Origin of the sequence: Candidatus Enterococcus moelleringii (assembly GCF_017377575.1) — a bacterium.
Lineage (GTDB): Bacteria > Bacillota > Bacilli > Lactobacillales > Enterococcaceae > Enterococcus_A > Enterococcus_A moelleringii.
This window is the reverse complement of record NZ_JAFREM010000013.1, coordinates 104,500-126,262: the sequence shown is the minus strand read 5'-3', so window position 1 is coordinate 126,262 and position 21,763 is coordinate 104,500. Positions and strand designations below refer to the sequence as shown.

The window sequence follows — 21,763 nt, the reverse complement described above, 5'->3', positions numbered from 1 at the left end:
TTCTACCTTTCCTTTCTACTCCAAGAATTATGCCGCACGTCTTCTTTTGTCGATCACGATCGCAACTGTACCGATAGTGATTGCACCTAATGCGATGGCAACTAATAACATCGTACCTTCGCCCCCGGTGAATGGCAGGTCAGTTGTTGGTTTGTCGACTACATTCAATTCAACCAGCGTGTCATCGGCTGTACTTAAATCAACCGTTACTTTTTGTGGTGCTTTCAATAATTCGTAACCGCTTGGTGCTTTGGTTTCCACTACCCAGTAATCTTGTTTAATATCCGCAGTAGCAAAAGTTGGTTCGTTAGTTTCAGGATCATCTGTTAAGTCTTGTTTGCCGTTGTTGTTTTTGTCTTCGTAACATTTCAAAGCCAAACCGTTAAATTCTGCACGGCCATCAGCGGTAGTTGTTGCTGTTAAGAAAGTTACGTCTGTTGGTAGATCAGCTTTTACATATGACTTACCATCTGACGCAATGAATTTACCTGCTTTAGCATCTGCTTCGTTTGCTGCAATGTGGAATTCTGCTCCAGCCAATTTATTATCTGGTGCCGCTTTGTCTTCAGCCGTTTTCTCAATGTCAAATCCGCCAGTGTAATACTTAGGCTCGCTGCCGTCTGGAATCTTTGGAGTCACTGGTTCTAAACCAGGAGTCAAGAAGTCAACGTTGAAGCTATTGGAAATTGTACCGTTATAATCGTTTGCTGTATGAGTGGTGTACACAACTCGGATTTTTGTATCATTATTAGTGGCAACTTTTTCCATTCCAGCTCGTGTCAATTCAACGCGTACTACTTTTTCTGCATCGGTCGCGTCAGTAACAGGTGCTGTCGTTTGTTCAGTACCATTAACGAAGACTTTGTAATCAGTACCGAAAACTAAATTTGTCCAATCACCGGTTTCGGTTTTCACCTGCGCTACGACATTGTCTAATAGTAGTTCTTTTACTAACGTATCGTTAATACGGAAGTAATTGGCATGGATTCCTTCACCAGCTTCTACAGTAATATCAGCAACTTGGTTTCCTTCTTCATCGTAAACCGGTGTAATCACCATATCTTGGGCAGCCACTGTGTATAAACCACTTGGTAAGTTCGCTGTTGCTTCCCATGTGAAGGGTACTCCTGCTTTAATGGAATGAGCTTCTCCTTCATTTACAGTTTTCACTGGATCAATTAATGATTCCATAATATTCTTTGGTTGCACTTCAACGTCGTAGATCAATGAACTAAGATCTGACCGATCCGTTTGAGGTACGTAAACGAAGAATGGATCAGCTGGTTTCGCAACGCTTGGTGATTCGCCACGATCATCTGGCAACTCAGTAACTAGATAAACTCCGTCTGCTGCTGTGCCTGTACCCAAAACTTGTTTGGCACTACCATTTGCTCCGGTAGTAATTGTTCCTACTGTTGAATCGATCGTATAATGTGTTGTTTCCTTTTGTACCAGCGGATTCACTAATGACACGCCACTAACAGGAGTTACTTTTTGGATTCTAAATTTAATTCCTTCTAATGGATCTTTTGTAACAGTTTCTTCTTTACCATCGCCACGTCCACCTAATTCGGAAGCATCCTTTACTTGGTATTTCCAAATGGTCAGTGAGCGTTCTGATGTTTCGTCTGCTACTGGATTGGTGCTGATGTTTTGCACTGCGTCAGCTTCCACTCCATTCCCCAAAGCCAAACTACCTAACCCTGTTCCGACGGATGCCAATAAGGCTGCCGTCATTGCCAACCGCACAATCTTTCTTTTGTTGCTCTTCATAATAAAAAACTCCTTTTCCCCTTTTTTTAGCCCCATCCACCCATGACAGCTGCTTTTGCCCATAAGGATATCACTAGACCTTACTAGAAAAAGCGACTATAATAGCTGAATGAAGCCGTTTCTGGTTTTCATAGACTAAGCAAATCTAAGAAAACGGGCTAGGCTACAAGGGTAATTCAGACTTTTGACGGCTTATTGACGGCTGATAAATCTAATGAAAAATTCTAGGAGATAAAATGACAAATGTTATAAAACACGACAAAAAGCCCTGCGGCAAATGAGGGCTTTTTTAAAATTATTCTAATCTAGTTATTTAAATAACTAATAAGCCGTTACTTGTATGAGACTAGTTCACCCATCCCATTGATAATTCATTGACCATCTTGCGGCGATCGGTTAGATCACTGCCAGTATAAATGTCCAGGGTCGTTTTGGTAGAAGTATGCCCTAAAAGCGCACTAATTCCCGCGATTGTCCCGCTGGTTTCCAATAACCGAGTGGCAAACGTGTGACGCAACTGGTAGAAATGACAGTTGATGATCCCAGCTTTTTTACAAATTTTAGCGAAATGATACGAGATCAAACGCGGTTCCATCGGATGGTCTCCCACTTGGAAAACAAACTCTGTCTGCTGGGCTGGACGCCATGAAAGCAACCACGATTTTAGACGAGAAGATAACGGAAGCACTCGCTCGGAAGCCTTCGTTTTCGGACGTCCTAGCTGCAATTCGGTTCCCGTTCCTTCAGATAATACCCGCTGATACGTATGACAAATCGTGATCAAATTATTGGAGAAATCGATGTCTTCCCAACGCAACGCAGCTACTTCGCCGATGCGCAAACCTGTCTGCAACGCGAAAAGAATCGGTTTGCCGTTTTTTTCAGCTGCAGCAGTTTCTTCTAATTTTTTCTGATCTTCAACTGTCAAAGGCTGGATTTTCGTTGCTTCTTTTTTGGGTAAGACTGCTCCATTACAAGGGTTTGTCTCCAAGGCGGCTTCAGTCACTGCCTGTTCAAAATAACGGCGGGCAGTCTGAACGATCATATGGATCGTTGAGCTGGACAAAGGCAGCTCTTCTAAAGCTGCAATCCATTTTTGAATTTCTTTTTGGGTAATCTCCCGCAATGCAGTTTCTCCAAGAAAAGGCAAAAGATACTTTTCCATTTTGTATTTATACGTGGTTAACGTCGAATACTTCACTTGGTCTTTTTGCTGCTCCAAACAGTGCTCAATCCAGTCGCGAACGCTTCCAGAATAGGTGCCTTGAACCGTCTGAATTTGGCTATAGAACCATTTCATCTCTAATAATTTTGCTTTAGTGGCTTTGTAACTTTTGCGATAAACGTATCCGTAATGGATTTTCCCGTTTTCCCTACGGCCTTTAATATAACGACCTTCCCAACGACCATCCTTGCGCTTGTAAATATTTTCTCCTCTACGACTCATGTGTAAATATCCCTCCAATATAGTGATATGTTTGACGGCTTATTTGACGGCGCATAAATCTATTGAAACACCCACAATCTGTCAATTTCCTATTTTGTTGTGCCAAAGTTAGCATTCCGGAGTTGTCAAAACGTTCATTTTTCCCAAATAAATTATTTTTAGAAAGAATATTGACGAATTAATATCGGTATACTATACTTTGTTTAGAAAGATTTTAATTATTTGTTGTGGGTTTTTTCTTAGATTTGCTTAATCAAAGAAATCAATAATGTGTTAGAACTCCCCATAATTCAATGAATTCAACATTTTTAAGTTTACTCTCACTTAACAATAATTGCATCATCTTTTTTATTGTTAGTTAAACTTTTGTAATAAAGTAATTACTTTCCGAATGCTTAAGTCCTTATTTAATAACTTATTCAGCAATTCATCTTCACACCCTCTTCTTTTCTATTAACCAACCACACACTAGAAATCTTTTGAGTCATCTCTTAAATTCATAACACCATTATTCTTGAACTGTTTTCCGTCTTCACTAATAAACATGAAATAATCTCTTGTCTCCATTTTAGGACTATTTGTCCTAAAAAGCAATAGGTCATATCGTCCTAAGATAAACTATCGTTAGGTGATAATATGAATTTGCGAATAAAAGACGTAAGAGAAGACAAAGATTTGACCCAGCAGGAAATCGCTGAATACTTGCAGTGTGACCAATCGTTGTATTCGAAGTATGAACGAGGGTTGCGGGAGGTGCCGCTCCAAATTATGTACAAACTAGCTGAATATTATGGTACCAGCATTGATTATCTTGTAGGGTTGACTGATGAGAAGGTTCCTTATCCGAGGAAAAGACTTCGGTTATAAATATCTAGTTGCACAAAATAATGCTGTTCCAAGATTAGAAAACTAATTTTGGGACAGCATTTTTCTATACTTAAACACCCAACCATCGATAAATCAGAGTTGGTCGTTTTTCTAAAGGATCGAATCCTCTATCGGTTATTCTCCTGTCCATTCATCTCAGAGCCTCAGTTGTCTTGTATAGGTGCCTAAGCTATACTAGTTTATAAATAAAAAGGAGGCAGATTAATGGAAGTTATCTTATTGATAGGACTTCAGGCTAGTGGGAAAAGCACCTTTTATCAGGAGTATTTTTCGACCAGTCATTTACGAATAAACTTAGATATGCTCCATACGCGCAATAAGGAGAAACAGCTGCTGCAAACCTGCCTAGAAATCAGTCAATCTGTCGTAATTGACAATACCAACCCAACTAAGCTCGATCGTCAGCGCTATTTTCAGCTTCTTGATAGAGCGGACGTCACTTTCATTGGCTACTACTTTCAATCAAAGCTAGCCGATTGTTTAAAACGGAACCAGCAACGCAGCGGCAAGGCACGTTTGCCCGAGATAGCTTTGAAATCTACTGCCTCCAAGCTTGAGCTGCCTAGTTTTGACGAAGGTTTCTCACAGCTTTACTACGTTACACAGACAGAAGATCAAGCATTTGAGATAAAGGAGTGGGAGAATGAAGTTCAGTGAGTTAGACGCTAAAATGCGAATTTATGAAACGAATCAAGATCACATTGTTTTGCCAGAAATGTATATGGTTGCCCGGATCGATGGGCGAAATTTCACAACATTAACGAAGGATCGGGAAAAATTTGAAGCACCATTTGATGAACGTTTTCGTGATTACATGGTAGATACAGTGAAGCATTTGATGAATTGTGGTTTTCATGTTGTTTACGGCTACACAGAAAGTGACGAGATTTCGTTATTATTCAGCTTAAATGAATCCGCCTTCAGCCGGAAAACACGAAAATACAACTCAATTTTAGCGGGTGAAGCTAGTGCTAAATTCTCTTTGCTTTTAGGCTCGATTGGAGCATTTGACTGTCGAATTTCAGAGCTTCCGACAAAAAGCGCGGTAATTGATTATTTTCGTTGGCGCAACGAAGATGCCAGCCGCAATGCGTTAAACGCTCATTGTTATTGGCTCCAGAGAAAGCAAGGTGTTAATGTCGCAAAAGCAACAAGCTATTTGGAAGGACTATCTGTCAGCGAGAAAAATGAATTTCTTTTCCAGAACGGCATAAACTTTAATGAACTACCAAATTGGCAAAAACGCGGAATCGGTGTTTACTGGAAACAGGAAGAAAAGATCGGCTTTAATCCAGTCACAAAGGACCCCAGCAAAACGACGCGTCGTAAATTGGTAGTGGATTATGATTTACCGATGAAGGATGCGTATAGTGCGTTTATTGGGGAATTATTAGAGTAGTTTTTTAATAAATCGGAACAAATAAGCGGCTTACTCAATAAACGGGTTCTTTCTCAAGTTTGGTTGTCGCTGCGAAAAAAAGCAGGTATGGATGTACTTGCTTTTTTCGTAGCTACTTATACTGTTTATAGCTTCCGCGTATTATAGTTTTATACCATATATAGGAAGGAGATCTTTGAAATAAACTACACCGAACTAATCCATATCACAAAGTGCGATCCAATCATCTTTAAGATAATGTCCTTTTTCGTTTCTGAATATCGGATTGGATTTAGTGATTCTGAGAAACACAAGTTAGTCCCCTTCGCTATAATGTTTAAAAACTGTTGGCGGGATACTGTAATTGAGAAGAATCTCCAGTACTTGCATCGTTTGATTTTTAATTGATTGATCGATAGTCTCTATAATACTAGAAATTTTCCTCTCAATCTCTTCATTGACCTTCAAGGGTGAGAATGCCAATTCAATTTTCCCCCAGTCATACCATCTACCAATGTTTGTGTGGATACGAGAGTAATCAGGATGATCATTGTCACGTAAAGTTATGCCTCTAGTCAACTCTTCATCTAAAGTTGCCAGCTGTGCAACCACTGTTTCTTTCCACAAATTATTTTTCAAATATATTGTTTCTGTTTCGATCGATGGGTACTGTGTCAGCAACTTTTCTCGTTCAAATCGTGCCCGTTCTATTACGTTCTTTTTATCCATAGAGTAATGCCAAACTACTTTTCTTACTACGATGTGATCAAGTTCTTCTAAATCTCCGGCGTATATCGACCAAGCAAACGAGTCACCGTCAAGCATTTGGCAAATTACCCTAAAAACTCGACGGAACTCTTCTTTTTCATTGTTTGCTTGTGAAACGAGAACAGTGAGTGGTTCATCCGCATAATAATAAAATAAGTTCTCATATCTTAGCATAGTCAACTCGATTACTGGTAAACACACTTCACTTATAGAAGCACTGTTTCCTCTATTTATCACCCTATTATTTTCCATCGTTTTTAGGCCTCCCATTTATATTGGAATAAAATCTGCTACTCGCCATCCAACCCATTCTTCTTATAGGCATAAATGAACAAGCCTAAACAAACAACGAACCAAGCGAATAGAACGCCGAGATCCTTACTATTCCACTGATATTTTTCTGGAGAAAACGCGCTCTGCGTATATTTCGACAATACTCCTGAGTAAGTGTAGCTGGAAATTTTACTTATATTCGCATGAAAACCACTAAACGATGGAATCATTGTTAATGCTAGCATAATCGGCGTTCCTACCAAATTGGCCTGTGCTTGATTTTTCGCAACAATTCCGATGATGTAACCCATTAAAATGGTGATTAAGCTGGTCATGGTTGTTAGAAAAAGATAGGTTGGCAGCTGGATTTGGGAAAATGCTACTCCACTAACAGGAATCAAAAGAAGATTGACGACGAATAATATCAATAAAGATGGCAGCATACTGCCGATAAAGAATTCCCCGCCCTTCACGGAAGAAGTCATTAAGACCCGCAGCGTATTCTTCTCTTTTTCTTCAGCTAAGGGATGACTGCTCATCATCATGCCACCCATCACATTATTAAAGAGCAAGCCAAAACTCAGCAAAAATGGCCCTTTAGAAAATTGGATTCCACCTTCACTGGCATCCACCTCCGGCATCACCGCTTTCATTAACAATACAATACCTATCGCCATGATCGGTCCTATCATAATACTCATGTTTTTCGTAATAGCCTGCAGCTTCATCCAAAAGATGGCGTCGATTTTTCTCAATGATAATCTCATACTAAATCCCTCCCAGTTACCTCTAAAAAGACTTTTTCCAACGTTGGCTCACAAGAATGGATCGATAACAGACGATCATCAGCCACCCATTGATCAATTTTGGCTTTCGTTTCAGCAGTATGAGGCAGCGTCAGTTCCCCTTCATCCTTCAATACCACTTGATAATATCGTTTGCGATTAAATTTCAAACAAATTGCTTTCGGTGAGCCGCTTTCGACAATCAAACCCTCATTTAACAAAGCAATGCGATCGCACAGCTTAGTGGCTTCCTCCATATTGTGAGTGGTTAGAAAAATGGCCGTACCTTTTTGTTTTAATTCCAGCAGTAAAGTGTGAACCGCCTCAGCTGTACTTGGATCAAGTCCATTGGTGGGTTCATCTAAAAAGAGGACTTTAGGCTCATGCAAAATTGCTCTAGCTAGGATCAGGCGCTGCTTCATTCCTTTAGACAATTTTGCGGCAGGCTTCTTCGCTTGATCCTGCAAACCGACTCGTTCTAACAGCTCATCAATGCGTCGTTTTTCCACGCCTAATAAGCGAGCAAAAAATGCCAGATTTTGATAGACACTCAATCGTTCGTAAATGCCGCTATTATCGGTGACGATCCCCACCTGCTGATAAATACTTTCATCCATCTGTTCCACCGCTTTTCCTAAAACCGATGCTTGACCGGCACTCTGAGTCAGCTGGCCCGTTAGGATTTTGATGGTTGTGGTTTTGCCTGCACCAGATGGTCCCAGGAAGCCGAAAATTTCGCCGGCTTGAATTGAGAAGCTGATATCTTTTAACGCGGTTTCTTTTTTGAACTGCTTAGCCAAATGTTTGACTTGAATTACAGGGGTACTTTCCATTTGCTTTTTCGCTCCTTTAAGATAGTTAGACGATCAGCTGGTCCCGCTGATCTCTAACCCCATCTTAGTGAACAAACTGGAAAAAGACGTAAAATTTCGCTGAATAGTACTGAAAATGCCCCAAATGTACTGATTCAAGGTGGAAATCAGTCGTTTTTCCGCCGAAATGTACCGCTAAAATTCAATTAATTGCTTCATTTCCTCTAATCGGGAGCGCGACAAAGGCAGCTTTCCGGTGGAGGAACCTTTCAAAATCAAGGTGTAGCTGTTTTTGGAGTAACTGATCAGCTCAGAAATTCGCTGCAAGTTTACTAAATAGGAACGATGGCAGCGGAAAAATCCGAAATTCGCCAGCCGCCCTTCCAGCTCAGCCATGGTCAAAACGGAAGGAAAATATTCCTCACCGATTCGAATGTTGCTGACGCTATTGATGCTTTCGATGTAGTCAATTTCATTAGGACTAAAAAAGATCGTTTTATCTGCCAGCTTGCACGCCACCTTAAAGACACTTTTTGGTTGGGAATTAGCTTTTTCAGCTTCATTAAAGACTGGTGCGTCCTCCGAAGTTAAGTCGGTTTTTTCCAGGCCCGTATTTTTCTGATAACGATAAATCTCCTCGCTAAGCAATAAAAGCTCTTCCACATAGTAAGCCGTAAACAGGCACGCCGTTTTTTGCTGGCGAACGTGACGCAAAGCTTTCAAGTACAATTCGATTCCCTCATCAGTTAAATTGGTCAAGGGACTTTCAATCAGCAGCAGCTCCGGCTGGAATAAAAACAGTCGAAACAAACTCACCCGTTTTTTCTGATCGCGGTTCAAGGACTTGATCTTTTTCTCCCAAACATCTAATAGGGAAAAAGCTTCGATGTGGGGTTCCAATTCTGAGGGAAAGCCAGCAAGTTTTTTAAAGAACTTCAGGTAGGTGCTCACAGTCATAAAATCGTAAAGTTCATCTGTCTTCAGTTCGGAAATGACGGACTTGGTCTGGCGCTCAATCGTTCCGCTGGAAGGTGTCAGTTTGCCCAGCAGCAATTCAAACAACAGCCGACTTTCTTTTTGGGTCATTTTGATTCCGATCTGATCGGCTTGATTGATTTCCAGCGTGATATTTTTCAAAATCGACTGATTATTTTCTTGTTTCATTACTTGGTTTAGATGGATCAAACGCAAGGCATTCACCCTTTCATCGAGATATTTTCCTTATTATACCTGATTCTATTCTGCAATAGTGGAAGGTGGCTGGCGAAATGGTTAAAAAGAGCTGATCTTTACAGTCCTACTGTAAAAGTCAGCTCTAAAATATTAGATTGTATCTTTTATAACCAGCCAATCATAAATGTTAATCGCCGAAGCGAAGAAATTTTCGTAGGATTTTTCTCAAAGTATTCTCTCTTGTATCCCAATATTTGAACTCGTATCCATCCTCAGGTTCACCGATTTCGTAGCCCAATGCATTAGTCAATTTTTCTTTTAAGCTGCTGTACCATTCTGTCCAAATTTCGTCAGGCATCGTGCCATATATTTGAATGCCCCCAGGCTCAACAGATGTCGATAAATCTATGTCTGGACCAAACCAATGGGTGCCCTCGCTACTTTCTGTCCAATAAGGCATGGATCGAAAAACTGCTAAGACCTTATCCCATAGTTCATCCGGTATCGTGTAGTGAATGTTTAAGTTAATGCAGTGTGTCATCTTTTCTCCTCCTCCAAATTTTGGAATTTGACTATCTTTCTTTTCTCCACCGACCCGCTATCAATGAACTAATCGTGTGCTTTGAAATTATAAACCGGCTTAACAATATCTTGAATTTCAACCGTATCTTGAATATTGTCGATGATGCTGTGAGATTTCTTGTAGGCAAAGGGAGATTCATCGATCGTTGACTTCACCACCGACGTAGAATAAATACCTTTCATCGACTCTTCAAAGTCGCTAAAACTAACCAGTTCTTTGGCTTTAGTACGGGACATCACCCTGCCAGCTCCATGGGGTGCAGAACAATTCCAATCTTGATTCCCTTTTCCAACAGCAATAATCGCACCATCCCGCATATTCAAAGGAATAACTAGCCGCGTTCCTTTTGAAGCATCGGTTGCTCCTTTTCTCAGAATGCCGTTAGCTAAATCAATATAGTTGTGGATCGAGTCAAAGGAATCTATTGGCTGCCACCCCATTTTATCGATTATCATCGCTGCCATCAGGGCCCGATTTTCAATCGCAAATTTTTGCGCAATCGCCATGTCGTTCAAATAGGCATCAAGCAGGTCTCCCTCCAAAAAGGCCAGATCTTTATTAAAAGCGATTGGCTTTATTTTTTTAAGCTCAGCCTCAATTTCTTTTTCTCGACCTTCTTTTTTCAATTATTTGATTAATGCTTTTTTATCGTATACATCGTTCTTGTGGTAGTTGATGGCCGCATCTTGGTGGTGTTTCGCTACTTGAACGCCTAAATTCCTTGAGCCTGAATGAATCATCAGGAAATAGCTGTCACCTGACTTTGAGATTTCAATAAAATGATTCCCACCGCCCAGTGTTCCTTTTGATAGTTGGATTCGATTTTCATTGAACAAATCAAAAGACAACTGGTTGAAACCAAACGGATCACTGACCATTTTGTTTCTGACCTTATTTCCCGAGGGAACAAATTCGGCTATGACCTTATCTAGTTTGGTCCAGTTAGGATCGCCAATGTCGCCTAAATCATACACACTGATTCCGCAACCAATGTCTACCCCTACGAGATTCGGGACAACTTTCTGATTGCTGATGGTCATAGTTGTTCCGATCGTTGAGCCTTTTCCTGCATGAACATCTGGCATAATTCTCACCGTTTCATTTTTTACAAATTCTTGATCCAGCATTTCGATAATTTGAGATTTGGCGGTCTCTTCAACTTCTTCGGTGAATACCTTTGCTTGATTGAATTTCCCCTCTAGTAACATCATTCGTTTTCCTCCTTAATCAGAACCATCTTTTATGCGATCGGTGAGCATCTTTATATAATTTATCCAACTTACCTCACCTTCAACCGTTTTCATTTTTATACGTTTGGTTTGATAAAAACTACTATTATAAACACTTAACTACTAATACTATATTACTTTAGTCCGCTACTAACCACTTGTTCTAAATATTTTTTTAAAAGGCTTTTAAAAAAATTTGCTATTCACGACAAAAAAGAGCCAACCCTCACAGTTATCCTGTAAAGATCAGCTCTAAATTATTCTATGACAATTTTTGTACTTTATCCTGCAATGACGAAGCAGTCTCCTGCAACACGGCATTCAACTCATCGATATTCTTCCGTCCCACTGTTCGCAACCATTCGCGAGCCGCTTCTTCACCTTTCGTGATAAATGGTTCTACGCCGTTGGCCCAAGTTGCTCGGCCGCACAAGACACCATTAAAGGTTGAACCGGAAGATTTAGCAAAACGCAAAGTTTCTTGGAACAACTCAGCACTCACGCCAGCGCTTAAGAAAATGAATGGTAAATCAGTCGCTTCGCTTTGTTCAGCAAATAGTTTCGCAGCTTCGTCTTTCGTATAAACAACTTCTTCGCCGTAGCCTTCAACAAATTTCATGTTCACCGGCACTTCTACTTTCAGCACGTCCACATTGTAACGAGGATCAGAAAATTCCTTCATCATGTCGTTGACTTTGTGGGGTTTCACTTTTGCGTACTCTTTTGAAGCTGCATCACTGATGTTAGCGTCATAAGAAACTAACTCTAGGAAAAATGGAAGTTCTTCTGCAACACATTCTGATCCGATGCGTTCCATGTAAGCTTTCTTTTGGTCGTTAATTTCGTCGGATTCATCTACATCATAATATAGCAGGAATTTGCAGGCATCAGCACCGGCTTCTTTCAGACGTTTTACTGACCAGATGTTTAATGAATCAGGTAAGCGTCCCGGAGTTGATGCATCGTAGCCGGTTTTTTCGTAGGCCAATAATAATCCGGCACTTTCAGCCCGTGCTTTAGCTGCAGGCAAACCATATTCTGGGTCCAGCAAGATTGACGTTGCATAGGGCGTTAATTCTTCAGAAACGATTTTTTTGAAGTCTTCGATATCTTGATCCGTTGCTTCATCTTTGTATTTGGCGATCATCTTCTTCAAAGCTCCACGTTGGTCGATGGCTAAGGCACCGATCACGCCGTCTGGATTACAAGTATTCATCAAGCTTTCGTATTGGGCAGCTGTCATTTTTTTCACGATTAGTTGTCTCCTTCTAGTTTGCTGGCAATTAATTGAGCCAGCTGGTTGGTTGAATTGGTTTGGGCAAATTGGTTCTTAAAGTCTTCCTGCATCAGCATGCGAGCGACTTGGGACAAGACTTTCAAATGAGTCGTGCCGCCTTCTGCTGTTGGGATGAACATAGCGATAATGTTTTGGGTTGGTTTGCCATCCAGACTATCCCAGTCAATTGCGCTTTTCAGTTTAATCACGATAATTGCTGGTTGTTGAATCGCATCGCTTTTGGCATGGGGAATCGCAAAACCGTCCATCATGCCGGTAGTTCCTTCGGCTTCACGTTTTTTCAAGGCGTCATAAACAGCCGTTGCATCGGTGGCATAGCCTTTTTCCACGATAGTTTGGGCCAAAAAGTTAAACACTGCTTCTTGATCCTTCAAATCCAGATCAACAAATATTAATTCTTCGTTTACCATTTTTTTCTCTCCTTATTGAGCTTTCTGGACGCGATTTTTTTGGATCAAGCCAAGAATCACGCCGCCGACAATTGAGCCGATCAGAATTGACACCACCCATAGCATGCCATGAGTAACCACTGGCAAGACTAAAAATCCGCCATGAGGTGCTGGAACTTGAACCTTAAACATGTAAGTCAGTACCGCTGCGATGGATGAACCTACCATCATTGTTGGCAATACCCGCAACGGATCTTTCGCCGCAAAAGGAATCGCGCCTTCAGTAATATGAGTGGAGCCTAGGACAAAGTTCACTAAGCCGGCATTGCGTTCGCTGTTGTCGAAATATTTTCCAAAAAGCAGAACAGCGAAGCCGGTAATTAATGGCGGTGCGATACAGGCTGCCGAAACGCCAGCCATGAACGTTGTATTTCCTTGGGCTAGTAGTGCGGTTCCAGTTACATAAGCTGCTTTGTTAATCGGTCCGCCCATATCAAAGGCACACATGCAGCCGACAATAACTCCTAAAACTAGTGGACTGGAATTTTCAAAGCCAGCTAGGAAACTCATCATGCCTTCATTGATGCTGGACATCGGCCCAGAAACAAACGTCATAACCAGACCGGTTACTGCAACACCTAAAACTGGATATAAGAAAATTGCTTTCAAACCGTCCAAAGATTTTGGCAATGGGTTCAATAATTTAATGAGTCCTAACACCACGTAACCAGCTAGGAAACCAGAAACAATCCCTCCAAGGAACCCTGTTCCGCCATCAGCGGCAATTAATCCGCCGACAAATCCGACCACTAATCCTGGACGTTTGGCAATTCCTTCAGCAATATAAGCTGACAAAATCGGCACCATCATACTCATTGCGAAATTGCCGATGCCATTCAAGCGAGCAGCCATTTCGTTGTACTGGGCATTGGCTGGATCAGCCGAATAAATCCCCCACAGGAAAGAAATAGCAATCAATACCCCGCCGCTAACTACAAATGGCAGCATATGAGAAACGCCATTCATCAGGTTTTTGTAAATCGTATGGCCAATTCCGCCAGCTTTTTTATCACTTTCTGCGGCTTCAGCTTGAACCGGTGCTCCACCAGAAACGGTGCCTTTACCTGCTAATGCGTCATCGATTAACTGCGCCGCATCCTTGATTCCTTTAGCAACTGGAACCTCAATAATCCGTTTTCCGGCAAAACGTTCGGCATGAACATCCTTATCGGCTGCGATAATTACCGCTTCGGCATTGGCGATTTCTTCTGAGCTCAGCTCGTTCTCGACACCTACTTGACCATGGGTTTCTACCTTAATGGTGATGCCTTTCTTTTTGGCCGCCTGTTCCAAAGCTTCTTGAGCCATGTAGGTATGGGCGATCCCCGTTGGACAACCTGTTGCGGCAATAATTTGGTACTTAGTCATTTTCTTTCCTCCTAGTGATTTTGATTTGTTCTTCTAATATAGGAACATCTGAAAAATCAGTTAATCCTTTTTGAAAAGCTGTGGAGCTGCCGGCTGCCAGACTCCTTCGTAAAGTTCCAGCGGTATCTTGCCCCTGAATCAGTCCTGCCAGAAAGGTTCCTAATAAGGTATCCCCGGCACAAGCAGTATTGACCACTCTGCCTGTCGGCGCATTTCCTTTTACACAAGTGTCTTGATTGATGAAGATCGCCCCATCACCACCCAGTGAAAGCAGCACATTTTTGGCACCAGCTGCGATCAGCTTTTCGCCATAAGCGATGTACTCATCTTCGGTAAGCAGCTCCTTGCCGAACCATTCTGAAAGCTCCTCATCGTTAGGCTTCAGTAAAAACGGCTGATATTTCAGACAATCCAAAATTTCTTTGTAACTGCTGTCAATAATTAAATGGACACCAATTTCGTAACAAATGCGGCTGATCTCTACTAAAATTGTCGGCGGGACGCCTCTTGGCAAACTGCCGGAAACACATAAGTAATCGTCTGCTTCCAGCTGACTGATTTTTTCCAGCAAGGCTTGGGTGTTTTCCCCTTGAATTTCCGGTCCTTGATTCACCAGCTTGTACTCGGTGTTTTCGGCATTTACTTGTGTGAACACATTAATTCTAGTTAAGCCTTCCACTGGAACAAAATCGGTAGCAATCTTTTTCTCCTTTAAAAAAGCTTCTATATAATTACCGGTGAATCCGCCGCTGAAACCTAAAGCCGTGCTGGAAACTCCCAACATCTTCAAGACCAGCGATACATTGACCCCCTTGCCATTGGCTTGGATATCATCGTCAATCGTGCGGTTGACTACTCGCGGGAGCAGTTCTTCGGTTTCGATGAACAGATCAATCGCCAGGTTCATCGTGCATGTGTAAACTTTTGACATGTTGTTCTCCCCCATCTCCTTGAAACCTATTATGCCTGGGAAATAGCTGGCAATGTTTTCTAAAACTAGGCAAATCCTTGGAAAATTTTTCTAAGTGATTGGCAAAGGTTGGCTTTTGCCTAGTTATCAGGCAAAATACAGACTAGAGAGAGTTGTAATTTTAAATAGAAGTGATTAAACTGTGGGTGGAGGAGATGCCGCATGGAACACAAATTAAGTGAAACGGAAGATTATCTGTGGACATATATCACGAAAAACATTAGCGAGATTCCTAATTTGTCGATTGTTAAACTAAGTGAATTGGCCAACGTGTCGACAAGTACGATCGTTCGCACGATGAAAAAGAAGGGGTACGAGGGCTTTACTTCCTTCAAGCATCATTTAAAGGATCAATCCAATTCGACGATCAATTTTTCGAAAGTGGAAAAGGTGGATGAGGAAATTCGGCGTTCGATTATGAAAAACGAGCAAGAAGTGATCCGCACCATCAACATGCTGGACACCGGGGTGATTGAGGATGCTATTCAGAAAATCGAAAGCTCCCAGCGGATTATTTTGTTTGCCCGAGCCTTTTCGGAATTGATTGCCGAAGAAATGAAAATCAAGTTCCAGCTGGCGGGAAAATATTGCGAGCTGCATACTGATCCCAATATCATAAAAACCATGAGCACCCGGCTGAACAAAAGCGATACGGTAATTTTTGTTTCTTTAAATGGAGAAACTGAGGAACTGGTGATTGCGGCGAAGAACTGTTACGAAAAGGAAATTACTACGATTTTGATTACTGCTAATTCCGACAGCACCTTAGCTGATTTGGCAGAACTATCTTTAATCGGCTTTAAATCAGAAATTTCCTTCTTCCCCGATTACGAGGTGCGTTCTCGCCTGCCTTTGTCGGTAATTGCCCGCATCTTGCTGGACTCTTATGCGATTCGAGTAAAGAAAGAAAAACCCTAATTTTATGCACACGAAAAACGCCATGATTTTTCCAATCATGGCGTTTCTTTTCCAACTATTATTCTTCCACCGAAACCGGCACAACCTCAAACTTCGTCACGTCCACCAAGCCAACATCGGTAATCTTCAAGCTTGGAATCACCGCTAACGACATGAAGCCTAACGTCATAATCGGATCGACCTCTTTGGAGATGCCTAATTCTTGATGAGCGAGTTGATTAATGACTGCTTCCTGCTCCGCAACTTCTTCACCGGTCAGTTCGCTCATTAACCCAGCGACTGGCAAGGCCAGCTGCCCGATCACTTTTTCTTCAGACACCAGTACGACTCCGCCACCTAGTTCCTTCAAGGCTGCCACCGCTTTTGCCATATCTTCATCGTTGGTTCCGGTGACAATTAAATTATGGGAATCGTGGGCAATCGACAGGGCGATCGCCCCTTTTTTCAAGCCATAATCCTTCAGCAAGCCCACAAACACATTCCCAGTATTGTGATGGCGTTCGATCACGGCGATTTTAGTCACATCCTGTTGAGAATCGTAAACAAATTCGCCGGCGTCATTCCGCTGTACTGTGACAATTGCTTCATTGGTTAAAGCTTCCTGAGGTACTACTTGGATGGCCCGGGCTTTGTCGGCGGTTAAATTCAGCACTAGCTGTTCCTTTTGGAATTTATCGATATGGACACTGGACTGGACACTTTCAGTTGAAGTGGTATGGATTTCCGGCAGATATTCGCCGGCTTTCGCTACCAGTTCACCATCAATATAAGTTTCTTCCACTGCAAAATCTTCCAAATCAGCAAAAACAATCAGATCGGCTTTCTTACCGGGAGCCACCGCGCCACGATCCGTCAACTGGCAGCACTGTGCGGCATTAAGGGTCGCCATTTGAATCGCCGAAATCGGATCAAGTCCTTCTTCAATACAAATCCGGATACTGTTGTCCAAGTGACCTACTTCCAAAATCGAAGCCGCCTGCAAATCATCCGCCACCAAAACACAGCGATGAGCATTTTGTGGCGTCACACCTTTTAACAAGGTCCGTAAATTCTGAGTAACCGAGCCTTCTCGCAAGAACACGTACATTCCCCTGGCAATCCGATCCTGCAATTCTTGCACCGTCGAGCATTCGTGATCATTGTCAATACCAGCTGCCGCATAGGCGTTCAGTTCTTTGTCGAAAACCATCGGCGCATGGCCGTCGATTCGTTTGCCAGCATTTTTGGCTACCAGTAATTTTTCCAGCACTTCATCTTGGGCATGAATCACGCCAGGAAAGTCCATGAATTCGGCTAGTCCTTCTACTAATTGATCCTGCATCGGCCCGACCATGTCATCAGCCGTCAGTACCGCACCGGCATTTTCCATATTAGTCGCCGGCACACAGGATGGCAGCATGTATTGAATATCCAAAACGGTTCCCTTAGCTGCTTCGATCATATAATCCAGACCCTTCAAGCCCAGCACATTCACGATTTCGTGGGGGTCAGCCAACACCGTCGTCGTCCCATGAGGAACCAGCAGGCGGCCGAATTGTTCCGGTGTGACATAAGAAGACTCCACGTGAATATGCGGATCGATCAAACCAGGCGCCAGGTATTTTCCTTGCAGATCATGCACGACTTCGCCTTCATATTCGCCGCCAATTCCGGCGATCGTGCCGTTGATGACTGCGACATCGCCTTCCAGCACAGTGCCGTTATAGACATCGATAATTTTCGCTTGTTTAAAAACCACATCGGCAGTCACGCGACCGGCCGCCACATCAATCAGTTGTTTCAGCTGTTGTTTGTTCATCTTCTGCTCACTCCTGGAAAAAAGTATTTCGTCCATTATAACAAGTCAGCAGAATTCCGCAAAGTTTTTCTTTAAAGTGAAAAAAGGCTGCTCTTGTCTCCAGCAGTAAAAAATATCTCTGCTTTTTCTGCAGATAGGCACCACTTTTCACGACAAAACCTGCAGAAATTAAATTATTTTATTAAGATAAAATTACAGCAGGTTCTCTTTTTAGCAGGTTTATCCCTAGCTGATTCAGCAGAATTTTCACTGATTTTTGTTACTCCGCCCCGTATTAGGCGAGAATTTAGATAAATCCATCGGACTTCCAATATTTCTTTCCTTATTAATTATAAACGCATTATAACTTTTTTGGTTAACTATATAATTCACCTTATAACCAATGAAATTGTTTGGATTATTTAAAGAAAACGCTTGATTTTGATCAGCTATTTTTGTATTATAATTGAAAACATATTCCAACAATGGAATAATTCTAAGTAATCTTCAAAAGCGCCTTCGGGAGACCCGCAGCCCAAATTGACTACATCAGTAAGTTTCGGAAAACCTTTACCAACAAATCATTTTGAAATATGCAAACAGACGAGGAGCAGTGAACTATGACAACCGCAAAATACGTATTATCTTCCAGATCGATCAACACCATGAAAAGAACATCTCTCGAAAAACGCGTTCAGGATTTCCATTCTGAATCAGGTAACGATGTCTATACCATCCAAGCAACTTTAGCAGTGATGATTCGCAACGCCCTATCGACAGAGGACTTTTCTTTTTTGGCGGAGGATCTAATTCGTAAGATATTTTTGACTAGTAAGACTGTCCACGAGATTCGCTTGTCCTGCGTCTATTTCCGTGATTATTTCGATGCCGATCAGTGGGAAAAGGTCAAAAACCGTTTATTTGCCAGTGAAGCCGAGTTTGAACAGCTGACGAAAAGCACAGTGCTTTACATAGAAAAACTGCGTCCTCGCCTGATCTCCAAGGCACGACCCACCGAAAAGAAAACCAACATGATCTCTTATTTCAAAGACGGAAACGGCAAAAGACACAGCTGGAGTCTAAGCAACGTGAATCCCGATATCACCAAAAAGGAGCACTATGCCCTGATGTCTATTTTGAGTACCCTGAATATTTTCCACAAAGACGGCGTTCAGCGTTTTGCGGAGCCTATTTATGCTGACTTCACGGTTTATGAACCAAGCTTTGATCGTCGCGACGAAGAAGCTGCTGCTGAATTGGTGCAGAATGCTGGACAGCTGCTTCCACTTGATGCATCGTTATCCGATGCAGTTGAATCTACTGAAGCAGCTATTAATACTGAAATTGAAAACGCAACCGAAGACGAACCAATCGGTGATTCACAGGATGAAGACACTATTGTCGCAGAATCGGCAGAAATCATTGATGGACCTCCCAGCAAAACCTTATCCGAAGAAGAAGCACAAGCTTTAAATGATTTCTATACCGCCGGCTTTGATTCTTCCTCCGTTACTGATGAAGAGCGTGAAGTAATCGCCTTTAAAGCCGCCTTAGATAAACGGCCGATGCGGGAGATTCAGCTGGAAATGGAAAAAGAGAAGGAACGCGATCTGGAAAAAGCGCAGTCAGCTGATATGCCTAAAGGTAAAAAGGATTTGACCAAAAAGGAACGAAAGAAACTAGCCCAAGAGCGAGCAGATAAAATACAGCGGAATAAACAGAATAAATGGGGAATCTTAAGCCAGATCAATAAACGGGGAGGGAAAAAACGGAAGTAGCGAACAGAAAAGCTGCGTAACCTCGTTCAGCTTTGGAGGATCAGCTTTGGATTCCTCTGCTTTCTGATGGTGAAAAAACTTTTGCACACAGAAAAAACGTGCGGAAATCCGCACGTTAATCCAACTTATTCGGCTATAGAACCCAGCATCTTTTCTACATTCATATATTGGAAATCTTCCGGTTGAATGTAGACGATCGTCCCGGTTGCTGCCTGTATTGCTGCACTGATTTTTTCTTGATAGCGGGCGACTTGCGGAGTGATGAAGAAGACATCGTAGTCTTTGCCGCTGATTTTTTCTTCCAGCCGACTGACTGGAGCATAATCGATATCATAATCCAACTTATGCTCTCGAACAGCTTCCAGCATTTTTGAGACCAGCAGCGCGGCACTAATACCGGTTTCACAAACTATTAAAATACTTTTATCCAATTTGCTTCCCTTCTTTCTAATTATTGTGCGGCTAAGCCCCATGGAGAAAAGGCAACATAGGTCAAGATAACTACCACAACAACAATAATCGAGGCTAATTTTGTATATTTCCACGGCTTGATATCCACCTTGGTGTTAAAGATATCCAGCACGAATTTACCCTCTGGTCTCGCCTTAGAAACAGCCCAGATAATGAAGACGTCTAGGAAGAACAGAAGACTTAACACATACAAGAAATGAATATCGGCCAAGAATACTTTAGATAACGCATACAAGACAATGTGGACTCCTATAGTAACTTTGGCTGAGAGCGCCGTCGCCTTCTTAGAATAAAATGCGAACAAGATGATGACCAATAACGGCATATTATACAAGCCATTGAATTCCTGCACAAACTGGTACAAACCAGCTGGAGCCAAAGAGATCAATGGTGCTACGACAATCGAGATAACCCCCACAACAACGGTGGTAATTTTCCCGGCACGAGCAACTTGTTTATCATCTGCATCTTTGTTAATCATTGGCTTGTAAAAATCTAGGGCAAACAAGGTTGACGTTGAGTTCAAAGCGCCGGAGAAGGAAGATAAAATTGCGCCGAAAATTACGGCAGCAAACACCCCAAACAGCATCTGCGGCAACACTTCACTTACTAAAAACGGATAGGCATTGTCTGGATTCGACAACAGCGAATCGCCAAAAATATTGCGGGCAATGATCCCTGGGAAAACCAAGAACAAGGCGCCGAAAATTTTGAATACACCTACCATGAAGGCACCTTTTTGCGCTTCGGCCAAGTTTTTGCCGGACAGCGCTTTTTGCACGATCATCTGATTGGTACACCAGAAATACAAGTTGTTAAACAGCATCCCGGTAAACAATGTGGGCCACGGCACAACAGCCGAATCAATGGAACCCACGGAGTTCAACAGCTGCGGGGTGTTATCCACGATATAATCAAGCCCACCGATAAAGCTGCCGGATCCCAAATTCATTAGTCCTAAGAAAGGTATCAGCAAACCACAGGCCAGCAAGCCAACCCCGTAAACCGTATCACTATTGGCACTTAGAGACAGACCGCCGATTAAGAGATACAACACACCGACAATCCCGATGATTACCGCCACCAAAATAATAGCGACAATCGGCCGGATGCCTAAGAGCTCATCAATATGGAAGATCTTATTAAAGACCAATGCTCCTGAATACAGCACCACTGGTAAGAACGAGATCATATAGGTCACAATAAACAGAATCGAGACAATCCGCTTGGTAACGGTATCATAACGAATTTCAATAAAATCTGAAATAGTATTAATCCCATATTTGAAATATTTAGGTAAAAAGATTAGTGCTAACGCCACAATCGCAATGGCAGCAGTTACTTCCCAAGCCATTACTTCCATCCCGGCATGATAACTCTGACCATTTTGGCCGACAATCTGCTCGGTGGAAAGATTGGTCATAATAATTGTTCCAGCAATTGGTAAAGCCGTTAAGCTCCGCCCGCCCATAAAATAGCCTTCCGAACCAGAAGTATCGACACTTCTAGACCGTGAATAGGCAAAGACCCAAACACAGGCTACAATCACAACAAAGCTGATCATAGAAAATAAATTCACCGTTTCGCGCTCCTTTTTCTTTCTCTATTGTTTGTTGCCGACCCACT

General features: G+C 42.2%; 19 protein-coding genes and 1 pseudogene. 5 read left to right on the top strand and 15 right to left on the bottom strand.

Going from position 1 to position 21,763, the window contains the following annotated elements; all coding sequences use genetic code 11:
• Window positions 1-27: 27 nt before the first annotated feature.
• Window positions 28-1,773 (bottom strand): SpaH/EbpB family LPXTG-anchored major pilin, encoded by a 1,746-nt coding sequence (locus JZO70_RS08670; RefSeq protein ID WP_207673160.1) that lies wholly within the window; start codon window positions 1,771-1,773, stop codon window positions 28-30.
• A 346-nt stretch (window positions 1,774-2,119) separates the two neighbouring features.
• Window positions 2,120-3,220, bottom strand: coding sequence for a tyrosine-type recombinase/integrase (locus tag JZO70_RS08665; protein WP_207673159.1), 1,101 nt, complete (start codon window positions 3,218-3,220; stop codon window positions 2,120-2,122).
• Window positions 3,221-3,856: 636 nt separating this feature from the next.
• On the opposite strand from JZO70_RS08665, the gene JZO70_RS08660 reads away from it, so the two are divergent.
• The 3 genes from JZO70_RS08660 to JZO70_RS08650 all read left to right on the top strand — a co-directional run bounded on the left by JZO70_RS08660 (window position 3,857) and on the right by JZO70_RS08650 (window position 5,507).
• Window positions 3,857-4,087: a helix-turn-helix domain-containing protein gene (locus JZO70_RS08660; protein WP_207673158.1), complete on the top strand. Its 231-nt coding sequence runs from the start codon at window positions 3,857-3,859 to the stop codon at window positions 4,085-4,087.
• Window positions 4,088-4,312: 225 nt separating this feature from the next.
• Window positions 4,313-4,765, top strand: coding sequence for an AAA family ATPase (locus JZO70_RS08655; RefSeq protein ID WP_207673157.1), 453 nt, complete (start codon window positions 4,313-4,315; stop codon window positions 4,763-4,765).
• Entirely contained in the window at window positions 4,752-5,507 is a 756-nt protein-coding gene (locus JZO70_RS08650) for a tRNA(His) guanylyltransferase Thg1 family protein (RefSeq protein WP_207673156.1), read from the top strand. The genes JZO70_RS08655 and JZO70_RS08650 overlap by 14 nt, the downstream gene beginning before the upstream one ends.
• Before the next feature lie 294 nt (window positions 5,508-5,801).
• On the opposite strand, the gene JZO70_RS08645 is transcribed toward JZO70_RS08650, so the two are convergent.
• The 10 genes and pseudogenes from JZO70_RS08645 to pfkB form a co-directional block, all read right to left on the bottom strand.
• Window positions 5,802-6,506, bottom strand: a complete 705-nt coding sequence (locus JZO70_RS08645) for a hypothetical protein (RefSeq protein ID WP_207673155.1) — start codon at window positions 6,504-6,506, stop codon at window positions 5,802-5,804.
• A 38-nt stretch (window positions 6,507-6,544) separates the two neighbouring features.
• Window positions 6,545-7,294: an ABC transporter permease gene (locus JZO70_RS08640; RefSeq protein ID WP_207673154.1), complete on the bottom strand. Its 750-nt coding sequence runs from the start codon at window positions 7,292-7,294 to the stop codon at window positions 6,545-6,547.
• On the bottom strand, window positions 7,291-8,145 hold the full coding sequence (locus JZO70_RS08635) for an ABC transporter ATP-binding protein (protein WP_207673153.1): 855 nt from the start codon (window positions 8,143-8,145) through the stop codon (window positions 7,291-7,293). Before JZO70_RS08635 ends, JZO70_RS08640 begins: the two co-directional genes overlap by 4 nt.
• A gap of 174 nt (window positions 8,146-8,319) precedes the next feature.
• Window positions 8,320-9,324 carry a LytTR family transcriptional regulator DNA-binding domain-containing protein gene (locus JZO70_RS08630; RefSeq protein WP_347565115.1) on the bottom strand — a complete coding sequence of 335 codons (1,005 nt, stop codon included), beginning with the start codon at window positions 9,322-9,324 and terminating at the stop codon, window positions 8,320-8,322.
• A gap of 160 nt (window positions 9,325-9,484) precedes the next feature.
• Window positions 9,485-9,838, bottom strand: coding sequence for a hypothetical protein (locus tag JZO70_RS08625; RefSeq protein ID WP_207673151.1), 354 nt, complete (start codon window positions 9,836-9,838; stop codon window positions 9,485-9,487).
• Between the two features lie 68 nt (window positions 9,839-9,906).
• Window positions 9,907-11,007: pseudogene (locus JZO70_RS08620) on the bottom strand (RtcB family protein).
• 364 nt (window positions 11,008-11,371) lie between these two features.
• Window positions 11,372-12,352 carry a tagatose-bisphosphate aldolase gene (gene lacD, locus JZO70_RS08615; RefSeq protein ID WP_207673209.1) on the bottom strand — a complete coding sequence of 327 codons (981 nt, stop codon included), beginning with the start codon at window positions 12,350-12,352 and terminating at the stop codon, window positions 11,372-11,374.
• Window positions 12,353-12,363: 11 nt separating this feature from the next.
• Window positions 12,364-12,816: a PTS sugar transporter subunit IIA gene (locus JZO70_RS08610; RefSeq protein WP_207673150.1), complete on the bottom strand. Its 453-nt coding sequence runs from the start codon at window positions 12,814-12,816 to the stop codon at window positions 12,364-12,366.
• 12 nt (window positions 12,817-12,828) lie between these two features.
• Window positions 12,829-14,223: a PTS fructose transporter subunit IIC gene (locus tag JZO70_RS08605; RefSeq protein ID WP_207673149.1), complete on the bottom strand. Its 1,395-nt coding sequence runs from the start codon at window positions 14,221-14,223 to the stop codon at window positions 12,829-12,831.
• Window positions 14,216-15,154, bottom strand: a complete 939-nt coding sequence (gene pfkB / locus JZO70_RS08600) for a 1-phosphofructokinase (RefSeq protein WP_207673148.1) — start codon at window positions 15,152-15,154, stop codon at window positions 14,216-14,218. Before pfkB ends, JZO70_RS08605 begins: the two co-directional genes overlap by 8 nt.
• A 201-nt stretch (window positions 15,155-15,355) precedes the next feature.
• Here pfkB and JZO70_RS08595 point away from each other — a divergent pair, with 201 nt between their 5' ends.
• On the top strand, window positions 15,356-16,111 hold the full coding sequence (locus JZO70_RS08595) for a MurR/RpiR family transcriptional regulator (RefSeq protein ID WP_207673147.1): 756 nt from the start codon (window positions 15,356-15,358) through the stop codon (window positions 16,109-16,111).
• A gap of 58 nt (window positions 16,112-16,169) precedes the next feature.
• Here JZO70_RS08595 and ade read toward each other — a convergent pair whose 3' ends face one another.
• Entirely contained in the window at window positions 16,170-17,909 is a 1,740-nt protein-coding gene (ade, locus tag JZO70_RS08590; protein WP_207673146.1) for an adenine deaminase, read from the bottom strand.
• A gap of 599 nt (window positions 17,910-18,508) precedes the next feature.
• Here ade and JZO70_RS08585 point away from each other — a divergent pair.
• Window positions 18,509-19,666: a DUF2922 family protein gene (locus tag JZO70_RS08585; RefSeq protein WP_207673145.1), complete on the top strand. Its 1,158-nt coding sequence runs from the start codon at window positions 18,509-18,511 to the stop codon at window positions 19,664-19,666.
• Between the two features lie 125 nt (window positions 19,667-19,791).
• On the opposite strand, the gene JZO70_RS08580 is transcribed toward JZO70_RS08585, so the two are convergent.
• Window positions 19,792-20,097 (bottom strand): PTS sugar transporter subunit IIB, encoded by a 306-nt coding sequence (locus JZO70_RS08580; RefSeq protein WP_207673144.1) that lies wholly within the window; start codon window positions 20,095-20,097, stop codon window positions 19,792-19,794.
• Between the two features lie 20 nt (window positions 20,098-20,117).
• Window positions 20,118-21,716, bottom strand: a complete 1,599-nt coding sequence (locus JZO70_RS08575; RefSeq protein WP_207673143.1) for a solute:sodium symporter family transporter — start codon at window positions 21,714-21,716, stop codon at window positions 20,118-20,120.
• Between the last annotated feature and the right edge of the window lie 47 nt (window positions 21,717-21,763).

Excerpts from the sequence above, each read along its gene's own strand:
- JZO70_RS08670 (WP_207673160.1), bottom strand. The coding sequence starts at position 1,773 with ATGAAGAGCAACAAAAGAAAGATTGTGCGGTTGGCAATGACGGCAGCC.
- JZO70_RS08665 (WP_207673159.1), bottom strand. The coding sequence starts at position 3,220 with ATGAGTCGTAGAGGAGAAAATATTTACAAGCGCAAGGATGGTCGTTGG.
- JZO70_RS08660 (WP_207673158.1), top strand. The coding sequence starts at position 3,857 with ATGAATTTGCGAATAAAAGACGTAAGAGAAGACAAAGATTTGACCCAG.
- JZO70_RS08655 (WP_207673157.1), top strand. The coding sequence starts at position 4,313 with ATGGAAGTTATCTTATTGATAGGACTTCAGGCTAGTGGGAAAAGCACC.
- JZO70_RS08650 (WP_207673156.1), top strand. The coding sequence starts at position 4,752 with ATGAAGTTCAGTGAGTTAGACGCTAAAATGCGAATTTATGAAACGAAT.
- JZO70_RS08645 (WP_207673155.1), bottom strand. The coding sequence starts at position 6,506 with ATGGAAAATAATAGGGTGATAAATAGAGGAAACAGTGCTTCTATAAGT.
- JZO70_RS08640 (WP_207673154.1), bottom strand. The coding sequence starts at position 7,294 with ATGAGATTATCATTGAGAAAAATCGACGCCATCTTTTGGATGAAGCTG.
- JZO70_RS08635 (WP_207673153.1), bottom strand. The coding sequence starts at position 8,145 with ATGGAAAGTACCCCTGTAATTCAAGTCAAACATTTGGCTAAGCAGTTC.
- JZO70_RS08625 (WP_207673151.1), bottom strand. The coding sequence starts at position 9,838 with ATGACACACTGCATTAACTTAAACATTCACTACACGATACCGGATGAA.
- lacD (WP_207673209.1), bottom strand. The coding sequence starts at position 12,352 with ATGACAGCTGCCCAATACGAAAGCTTGATGAATACTTGTAATCCAGAC.
- JZO70_RS08610 (WP_207673150.1), bottom strand. The coding sequence starts at position 12,816 with ATGGTAAACGAAGAATTAATATTTGTTGATCTGGATTTGAAGGATCAA.
- JZO70_RS08605 (WP_207673149.1), bottom strand. The coding sequence starts at position 14,223 with ATGACTAAGTACCAAATTATTGCCGCAACAGGTTGTCCAACGGGGATC.
- pfkB (WP_207673148.1), bottom strand. The coding sequence starts at position 15,154 with ATGTCAAAAGTTTACACATGCACGATGAACCTGGCGATTGATCTGTTC.
- JZO70_RS08595 (WP_207673147.1), top strand. The coding sequence starts at position 15,356 with ATGGAACACAAATTAAGTGAAACGGAAGATTATCTGTGGACATATATC.
- ade (WP_207673146.1), bottom strand. The coding sequence starts at position 17,909 with ATGAACAAACAACAGCTGAAACAACTGATTGATGTGGCGGCCGGTCGC.
- JZO70_RS08585 (WP_207673145.1), top strand. The coding sequence starts at position 18,509 with ATGACAACCGCAAAATACGTATTATCTTCCAGATCGATCAACACCATG.